The sequence below is a fragment of the Polaromonas sp. genome (assembly GCF_041689105.1).
In the GTDB taxonomy this organism is placed as follows: Bacteria; Pseudomonadota; Gammaproteobacteria; order Burkholderiales; family Burkholderiaceae_C; genus Polaromonas.
The window spans coordinates 1-8,959 of sequence record NZ_JBDNGU010000080.1 but is presented as its reverse complement, the minus strand read 5'-3'; the positions used below and the strand labels follow the sequence as shown (position 1 = coordinate 8,959).

At 62.0% G+C, this 8,959-nt stretch carries 6 protein-coding genes and 2 pseudogenes; 7 read left to right on the top strand and 1 reads right to left on the bottom strand.

Annotation, left to right across the window (positions count from 1 at the left end):
- The 6 genes and pseudogenes from ACESMT_RS07735 to ACESMT_RS07710 all read left to right on the top strand — a co-directional run.
- Nucleotides 1–1,262, top strand: a 1,262-nt coding sequence (locus tag ACESMT_RS07735) for a biotin/lipoyl-containing protein (RefSeq protein ID WP_372825987.1), incomplete at its 5' end; no start/stop codon positions are given.
- Nucleotides 1,263–1,465: 203 nt separating this feature from the next.
- The gene (locus ACESMT_RS07730) at nucleotides 1,466–2,395 is read left to right on the top strand and encodes a 2-hydroxyacid dehydrogenase (protein WP_372825986.1); all 930 of its coding nucleotides are present in this window, start codon (nucleotides 1,466–1,468) and stop codon (nucleotides 2,393–2,395) included.
- 162 nt (nucleotides 2,396–2,557) lie between these two features.
- Nucleotides 2,558–3,466: a hydroxymethylglutaryl-CoA lyase gene (locus ACESMT_RS07725; RefSeq protein WP_372825985.1), complete on the top strand. Its 909-nt coding sequence runs from the start codon at nucleotides 2,558–2,560 to the stop codon at nucleotides 3,464–3,466.
- A gap of 60 nt (nucleotides 3,467–3,526) precedes the next feature.
- Nucleotides 3,527–4,258, top strand: coding sequence for a YbaK/EbsC family protein (locus tag ACESMT_RS07720; RefSeq protein WP_372825984.1), 732 nt, complete (start codon nucleotides 3,527–3,529; stop codon nucleotides 4,256–4,258).
- 29 nt (nucleotides 4,259–4,287) lie between these two features.
- Nucleotides 4,288–4,929 (top strand): 2-hydroxychromene-2-carboxylate isomerase, encoded by a 642-nt coding sequence (locus tag ACESMT_RS07715; protein WP_372825988.1) that lies wholly within the window; start codon nucleotides 4,288–4,290, stop codon nucleotides 4,927–4,929.
- Nucleotides 4,930–4,934: 5 nt separating this feature from the next.
- A pseudogene (locus tag ACESMT_RS07710) lies at nucleotides 4,935–6,362 on the top strand (MFS transporter); the annotation flags it as partial.
- 58 nt (nucleotides 6,363–6,420) lie between these two features.
- Here ACESMT_RS07710 and ACESMT_RS07705 read toward each other — a convergent pair.
- Nucleotides 6,421–7,533 (bottom strand): ABC transporter substrate-binding protein, encoded by a 1,113-nt coding sequence (locus ACESMT_RS07705; protein ID WP_372825983.1) that lies wholly within the window; start codon nucleotides 7,531–7,533, stop codon nucleotides 6,421–6,423.
- A 190-nt stretch (nucleotides 7,534–7,723) separates the two neighbouring features.
- Between ACESMT_RS07705 and ACESMT_RS07700 the strand changes: the two are divergent.
- Nucleotides 7,724–8,959 (top strand): annotated as a pseudogene (locus ACESMT_RS07700) (excinuclease ABC subunit A); the annotation flags it as partial.

Sequence of the window (8,959 nt, the reverse complement as noted above, 5' to 3'; positions counted from 1 at the left end):
CGCCTGGCATGACAGAAGCCATGCGCCAGCAGATGGGCGAAGCCGCCGTGTCTGCTGCCCGTGCGGTCAACTATGTCGGTGCGGGAACTGTCGAGTGCATTGTTGAGCAGCGCCCGGACGGCACGATGAACTTATTCTTCATGGAGATGAATACAAGGTTGCAGATGGAGCACCCGGTCACCGAGGCCATCACCGGGCTGGATCTGGTGGAATGGCAATTGCGCGTCGCCTCGGGCGAAAAACTTCCTTTGATGCAAGAGCAGTTGCGCATCCACGGCCATGCGATCGAAGCGCGCATCTGCGCGGAAAGCCCGGACAACAACTTCCTGCCAGCGACGGGCACGCTGCATGTCTACGGCCTGCCGCCGTCGGTCTCTTTTGAACGTGGCCTGGTGCGTGTGGATGCCGGCGTGCGCGAAGGGGATGCGATCTCTCCGTATTACGACTCGATGATCGCCAAGCTGATCGTGCACGGCGACACACGTGAACAGGCGCTGTCGCGTATGGATGAAGCGCTGGCGCAGGTACACATCGTTGGCCTCAGCACCAATGTGCAGTTTTTGCGCCATGTGGTGCAAAGTCGCTCGTTCGCCGAGGCTGATCTGGACACCGCGCTGATTCCGCGTGAGCAGGTCGCGCTGTTCAACCAGGAAAAGATCGGTCTGCCTGCCGCTGCGGCCGCCGCCGTGGCCTTGAGCCTGCTGGAAGAAAAAGCACTGGAAACGGCTGACCCTTTCAGCCGACGTGACGGCTGGCGCTCGCACGGGGTGGCCTTGCGGCGCTTCGAGTTTGAATTTCATGGCGAGGCGGCCAGGGCCGAACTGACCTATCTGCATGACGGTGCCTTGCGCCTCGCAGTGGGCGGTGAAGAAGGCCTGCTGGCGTTTTCGCGCGGTGGCGAAACAGTCACACTGAGCTTCGGCAGTCAACGCCTGACGGCTCGCTTGTACCGCCGCGGTGAAACCGTTCATGTATTTGCCCGCCAGGGTGCGACCCAAATCACGGTGATTGACCTGTTGGCCCATGCGGGTGAGGCCCACGGCGAGGCCGGCCGTCTGACGGCCCCGATGCCGGGCAAGGTGGTGTCGTTTGCGGTGAAGGCCGGTGACAAGGTGAGCAAGGGCCAGGCGCTGGCTGTGCTGGAAGCCATGAAGATGGAGCACACGATTGCCGCGCCAGCCGATGGCGTGGTGCAGGAACTGCTCTACGCACCGGGCGACCAGGTCACCGAGGGCGCAGAGTTGCTGAAGATGGCCGCTTAGAGCCGTGCTTCCTCGGATGACGGCTTGTCATCCCGGACTTGATCCGGGATCCATGCTTCGTGAACCGCCGCTGGTCGTGAGCGGCATGGATTGCGGGTCAAGCCCGCAATGACAGCCAGAGGCGCGGTCGTTTCGCGGGACGAGCTTGCGATGGCAGCCATGGCGACCACAGACCGCGAAGCTGCTCGCGGCACAATTGAGCCATGAATATTCATTTTTGCTGTGTTGGCACCAAGGCCGAACCTTGGGTCGCTGGCTTGCGTGCCGAGCTTCCCGCGGACAATGTCAACGATTGGACGCCGGGCGCGCCGCCGGCCGATTACGCGGTGGTGTGGTCGCCGCCGCAGCAGTTCCTCGACGAGCAGCCTCAGCTCAAGGCGCTGTTCAACATAGGCGCGGGCGTGGACGCGCTGATGAAGCTGCGCCTGCCACCGCAGGCCGCCGTGGTGCGGCTGGACGATGCCGGCATGTCTGCGCAAATGGCCGAGTACGTGAGCCATGCGGTGATCCGGCATTTTCGCGAGCTTGATGGGTATGAGGCCGACATCCGCGCCGGCAAGTGGTCGTACCGCAAACCGAACCTGCGCCCGGAATTCCCGGTGGGTGTGATGGGTCTGGGTGTGCTGGGCGCGCGGGTGGCGCGTTCGCTGGCGCAGTTTGATTTTCCGGTGAAGGGGTGGAGCCGGTCGCCCAAAAGCCTGGACGGTGTGCAGTGCTTCTCGGGGGACGCGGGGCTGCAGGACTTTCTGGCCGCCACGCGGGTTCTGATCTGTCTGGTGCCGCTCACTCCCGAGACCGAAAACATCCTGAACCGGCAAACACTGTCGCTGCTGCGGCCCGGTGGCTACGTCATCAACGTGGCTCGAGGAGCGCATCTGGTGGACGAGGACCTGATCGGCTTGATCGACAGCGGCCACCTTGCGGGTGCCATGCTGGATGTATTTCGCACCGAGCCTCTGCCTGCCGGGCACCCTTTCTGGAAACACCCGAAAATCACCATCACGCCGCATACCTCTGCGCGCACCCTGCGCGAGGAGACAATCGTACAGATCGCGGGCAAGATCCGGGCTGTAGAGAGCGGGACCCCGATAACCAGCCTTGCCGGTGTGGTTGACCCGAAAAAAGGATACTGATGTTGCCCCCACGGTCGCTCACTGCGTGTAGCTCCCTGCCCCCCGAGGGGGCCGCTGCGCCTGCGGACTGGCGAAGCCAGATCCGCGGCCCCTGCTTGACTGAAGAGTTCGGCGGTTTCCCACTGCCTGTAGCTCTTGCCCGTATCTCCTGAAAGCGCCCTTATGAAATTGCCAGTCAAAGTAAAACTCGTCGATGTCGGCCCGCGCGACGGTCTGCAAAATGAAAAGGGCTCGGTGCCTGCCGCTGTCAAGATCGAGTTGGTGCACCGCCTGCAGAATGCTGGCCTGACGGAGATCGAGGTCACCAGTTTTGTGTCGCCCAAATGGGTGCCGCAGATGGCCGACGCGGCCGAGGTCATGGCTGGCATCTCGCGCAAGCCGGGTGTGCGTTATTCGGTGCTCACGCCCAACATGAAGGGGTTTGAGGCTGCCGTGCTGTCCAGGCCGGACGAGATCGTGGTGTTCGCGGCGGCCAGCGAGGCTTTCAGCCAGCGCAACATCAACTGCTCGATCGCCGAGAGCATCGAGCGCTTCCGGCCCGTGGCCGAAGCGGCGCGTGCGAAGAACATCTATGTGCGCGGCGCGATATCGTGCGCCGTCGGTTGTCCTTATGAAGGTGAGGTGGCGCCTGAACGTGTCGCCATGGTCGCGCGCCTGCTCAAGGAGATTGGTGTGCAACACATTGGGGTGGCAGACACGATTGGTGTGGGCACCCCGGTCAAGGTCGAGCGCGCCATGGAGGCCGCGCTGCAGCACTACGGCATTGACGATATTTCGGGCCACTTCCACGACACCTACGGCCAGGCGCTGGGCAACACGCTGGTCTGCCTGCAGATGGGTATCTGGCAGTACGACACCTCCTCCGCCGGGCTGGGCGGTTGCCCTTACGCCAAAGGCGCCACGGGCAACGTCGCCACCGAAGACGTGGTCTACATGCTGCACGGCATGGGCATCAACACCGGCATCGACCTCGACAAGCTGATCGACGCCGGAAAATTCATCAGCGACTTTCTTGACCGCAAGCCCAACTCGCGTGCCGCCACGGCGCTCCTCAACAAGAGGGCAGGCTGATGAGCGCGGCGTTGGGCGAACGTGGAGGCCTATAAAGTGTGTGGTTCAGAACTCAAGACCTTGCCTGAAGGGGTACAGCGGGTTGCCGCGCTGCTGCAGGAGCGGGGGCATCCGCATTCGCCACTCATGCTGGACGACGCCGCACGCACCGCACAGCAGGCCGCCGATGCGCTCGGCATCACGCTGGGGCAGATTGCCAAAAGCGTCATTTTCCGCCGCAAGTCCGATGACGCTGCCGTGCTGGTCATCACGGCGGGCGACCAGCGTGTTGATGAAAAGAAGGTCGAGGCCCTGGTTTGCCCGGACGGCAAGCGGCTGGGTCGCGCCGATGCGGACTTCGTCAAGGCGCGCACGGGGTTTTCCATTGGCGGCGTTTCGCCGCTGGCGCACACCACGCCGCCAGTCACGCTGATCGACCAGAGCCTGTTTCGTTTTGACGAGATCTGGGCAGCCGCTGGTCACCCGCATGGCGTGTTCAAACTGAGCCCGCAGCAACTGGCTGGCCTGACCGGGGCGCCGGTGGCCAATGTGGTGGTAGACCCGGTTGAGGCGCAGATTACCCAAAATCACGCTATCGGGCTGGTCAGCTTCAAGGCGGCGTCGATCCGGGGCGAGACGCAAAACATTCCGTCCCCCTGTATTTCCATTTGCCGGATGAGTGCCGACAATGGCTGGTGCGAAGGCTGCTTTCGATCGCGCGACGAAATCGCCGCCTGGGGCCAGGCCACGGACAGTGGCAAGCGCCAGATATGGACGCTGATCGAGCAGCGCATGGCGGCCCTGCAGCCATGACAGCGCCCGCCGCCCCGGTACCCGCCGCGATGCGACATCTGACCTTCTATTTTGATGTGGTGTCGCCTTATGCCTGGCTGGCGTTTGCGCAACTGCCCGAAGCGCTGAAAGGCCTCAGCTACAGCGTGAGCTACAAGCCGCTGCTGTTTGCCGGCCTGCTCAAACACCACGGGCAACTCGGTCCGGCCGAAATTGCCGGCAAGCGCGAGTGGACCTACCGGCAGGTGTTGTGGCTGGCGCATCAGCAGGGTGTGGAGCTGCAAATGCCGGCTAGCCACCCATTCAATCCGCTGGCCTTGCTGCGTCTTGCGGTGGCCTGCGATGCACAAGGCACGCCGAATCGTTATGTGTGCGAGACGCTGCTGCGCCATGTGTGGTGCGGTGGCCTGGAGGCGACGGATGCGCAGCGCCTGCAAACACTGACGGAGCGGCTGGCGCCACGGCTCGACGTTGATGGCGCTGATGTCAAGGCGCAGTTGAAGGCGCACAGCGACGAAGCCCTTGCGCTGGGTGTGTTCGGTGTGCCCAGCATCGCCGTGGAGGGCAGGATTTTCTGGGGCCAGGATGCGCTGCCCATGCTGCGCGCCTTTCTGCTCGGTGACGCCTGGTTTGAACGGCCCGACTGGCACCAGGTGAGTCAACTGGCGACAGGGGCCTCGCGCCAGAGATAGCCTCCGGGCGCCTCGGTGACATGGTGGGCCACAAGTACACCTTCCTGATCACCATCGTGATCATGGGCCTGTCCACCTTCATCGTCGGCTTGTTGCCCAACTACGCTTCCATTGGTGTTGCAGCCCCTATCATTTTGATCGGACTGCGGATGCTTCATGGCCTGGCGCTCGGTGGTGAGTATGGCGGCGCTGTTGTTTATGTGGCCGAGCATTCGCCGCACGGCAAGCGGGGTCAGTACACGTCATGGATCCAGACCACGGCCACCCTTGGCTTGCTGTTGTCCCTGGTCGTGATTCTCGGCGTCCGCACCGCCGTGGGTGAGGCGGCATTTGCTGAATGGGGCTGGCGTGTTCCTTTCCTGGTCTCCATCTTTTTGCTGGCCGTATCGGTGTACATCCGTTTGAGCATGAACGAATCGCCTGCATTTACCAAAATGAAGGCTGAGGGCAAGACCTCCAAGGCGCCGCTGTCCGAGTCTTTCGGTCAATGGAAAAATCTGAAGATCGTTATCCTGGCGCTGGTGGGTCTGACGGCCGGCCAGGCTGTGGTCTGGTACACCGGCCAGTTTTACGCCCTGTTTTTCCTCACGCAGTCGCTCAAGGTCGATGGTGTGACTGTCAACCTGTTGGTCGGGGCTTCGCTGATCATTGGCACCCCTTTCTTTGTGTTGTTCGGCATCCTGTCTGACAAGATTGGCCGCAAGCCCATCATCATGGCGGGTTGCCTGCTGGCCATCGTCACTTATTTCCCGGTCTTCAATGCCCTCACTCAGGCCGCCAACCCGGACCTGGCAGCTGCCCAGGCCAAGAACAAAGTGGTGGTGACGGCGGATGCCAGGGAATGCTCGTTCCAGTTCAACCCCACCGGTACCGTCAAGTTCACCAGCTCGTGCGATATGGCCAAACAGGTGCTGTCCGCCAATTCGGTGAGTTATGACAATGCAGCCGGTGATGCAGGCGCGCCAGCGACCATCAGGATTGGCGAGACGATCATCACCAGCTATACCGCCGTCGGGCTCTCGGCTGACGATGCCAAGAAGAAGGACGTCGAGTTCAAGAAGGCCACCACTGATGCGTTGAGGGCTGCGGGTTATCCTGCCAAAGCCGACCCGGCGAAGGTGGACAAACTGACCGTTATCCTGATTCTGTCCTACCTGGTGATTCTGGTGACCATGGTGTATGGCCCGATTGCGGCCATGCTGGTGGAAATGTTCCCGACCCGAATCCGCTACACCTCGATGAGTTTGCCGTATCACATCGGTAACGGCTGGTTCGGCGGCTTGCTGCCTGCGACGGCGCTGGCCATCGTGGCTCAAACCGGCAACATGTACAACGGACTCTGGTACCCGATCGTGGTCGCTGCGGTCACCCTGGTGATCGGCACGCTGTTCCTCAAGGAAACCAAGGACGTTGACATCTACGCGAACGATTAAGCCTGCCGCGCGTCAAGCGAAAGCAGGGAAGTGGCCTGCCTTTCGCTGAAACTGCGCTTCAGCGCCTGAACTTGCCGTTCGGACCAATGATGGACAGGTCGGCGAAGTCCAGACCCGTGTGGTCGCCCGGCGAATAGCTGATTTCCAGACCGCCAAGGTCGAACTTGCGGATACCTTCGAAGGCGACCTGGATTTTTTCACGCGTGGGTTTGGGGCCTGCACGGCGCAGGCCCTCCACCAGCACCTTGGCCGCGGCGAAACCTTCCAGCATGGCGGGGCTGATGTCCTCCAGGCCCTTGGCTTTGGCCATTGCCTGGGCTTCCTTGACCATGCTGTAGGCAATGGAGCGCTCGGAAGGGTACACCTGGGACACAATGACTCCGCGGGAGTTATCGCCCAGGCTTTTGATAAAACCGGACGACGCATTGTTGGACAACGTCACGATTTGTGCGGCTGAGCCTGCGGCACGCAATGCCTTGGTGGCCTCAACCACAGCCTGACCCGACGCCACCATGATGACCGCTTGCGTGTTGGAGGCCACAAGCTTGGGAATGATGGGGTCAAAGTCGGGCTTGGAGCGGTTGAATTTTTCCAGCGCGGAAGGTTGGAGCTTGGCAGCCACCAGACCTTTCTGCGCGCCGGCTACACCGTCGGCGCCGAAACTGTCGTCCGCATAAACAATGGCTATCCGGGAGATGCCCGTGGAAGTGAGGTGGGTCACCGCCTTTTCAGCTTCGCGCTGGTAGGTTGCACGCACATTGAACACATATTTGTTGACGGGCTCGTGCATCACCATGGCGCCGGTAGACGGCCCGACCAGTACCACGCCGTTTTTTTCGAGCACGGGAAAGATCGCCTGGGTGTGGGGGGTGCCGCGGGTCAGGAACAGCGCCAGCACGTTCTGTTCTTCTACCAGCTTGCGGGCGTTTTCAGCCGCCTGCTTGGGATCAAACTTGTCGTCCAGAGAGATCAGTTCAATTTTTTGCCCATTGACGCCGCCCTTGGCGTTGATGGCGTCAATGTACAGCTTGGCGCCTTCGGTGGTTTCCTTCACACCGGCGCCCACGGGGCCCGTAAACCCTGCCGTTTGCCCGATCAGTATCTGCGCCTGGCTGGCATGGCTCAGGGCGGCCAGTACAACAGCGCCGAACCATAAATTCAGTTTTTTCATGTCTTTACTCCTCGTACGCCTAGTTTACGAGGCCAGGTGGCGCCCGAGAGTGTGGAAATTACGCGCGGGAAAACCAGCATATTTGCACCCAGCTGGGTCAGCAGCCCCGCAGTCTGAAGCCTTAACCCCACGCCCTCCAAGCCGCGCAGCGCTGTCTAGAATGTTGACCTCACCAGGAAAGCATTCACCCATGTCCCAGGGAATCATCCGCATCCGCGGCGCGCGCCAGCATAACCTCAAAAATCTCGATCTCGATATCCGCACCGGCGAAATGACGGTGGTCACCGGGCCCAGCGGCTCGGGCAAGTCGTCGCTGGTGTTTGACACCCTGTTTGCGGAGGGCCAGCGCCGTTATGTCGAGACCTTCTCGGCCTACGCCAGACAGTTCCTCGACCGCATGGACAAACCGGCGGTGGACAAGGTCGAGGGCGTGCCGCCCGCGATTGCGATTGACCAGACCAACCCGGTGCGCAGCTCACGCTCGACCGTGGGCACCATGACCGAGCTCAATGACCACTTGAAACTTTTGTATGCCCGTGCCGCGCAGTTGTTCGACAAGAAGACGGCGCAGCCGGTGCGCCATGACACACCCGAGTCCATCTACGCCGAGCTGATGACGCGCACTGCCGCATGGGAGCAATTTTCCGGCGGGCCGCCCCTAGGAAAATTAGCCCCATCCGCTGGTGAAAGGGGCAGCGAACCGCCGAAGGCACGCGAAGCGGCAAGCGTGGGGGCGCGTCTTGTCATGACCTTTCCAGTGGAGTTGCCTGGCAACACCAGTGCAGAAGAGGTGACGCAGTGGCTATCGGCCAGCGGTTTCACCCGTGTGCATGCAGAGCGGGAGGTCGCAACACCTGCTGGCCAGCATAAACTTCTGGACGTTGTGGCGGACCGCCTGCGCATCCAGACGGCCGAGAAAGCGCGCGTGATCGAGGCGATTGAGCTGGCACTCAAACGCGGTGGTCGCCTGAATGTCTATGTCCAGAGTGGACAGGGCGGCGAGAGCGCCGGGCCGCCCCAAACCGAGCCAGCCCCTGTTCTGGGTGCCAGGGGCAGCGCACCGCCGCAGGCACACGGAGTGAAAAGCGTGGGGGCGCACAGCTCAGAGCAGATGTGGCGCTTCTCCACCGGCCTGCATTGCCCCGACAGCGACCTGCGCTACGCCGACCCGACGCCTTCGCTGTTTTCCTTCAACTCCGCCATGGGCGCCTGCGAGACCTGCCGCGGCTTCGGCCGCGTCATCGGTGTCGATTACGGCCTGGTGATTCCCAACGACAAGCTGACCCTGCGCTCCGGCGCGATCAAGACCCTGCAGACACCGGCCTGGGCCGAAAACCAGGACGACCTGATGCGCCACGCAGAAGCCGCAGGCATCCCACGCGATACGCCCTGGTACAAACTCACGCCGGAGCAACAGCATTGGGTG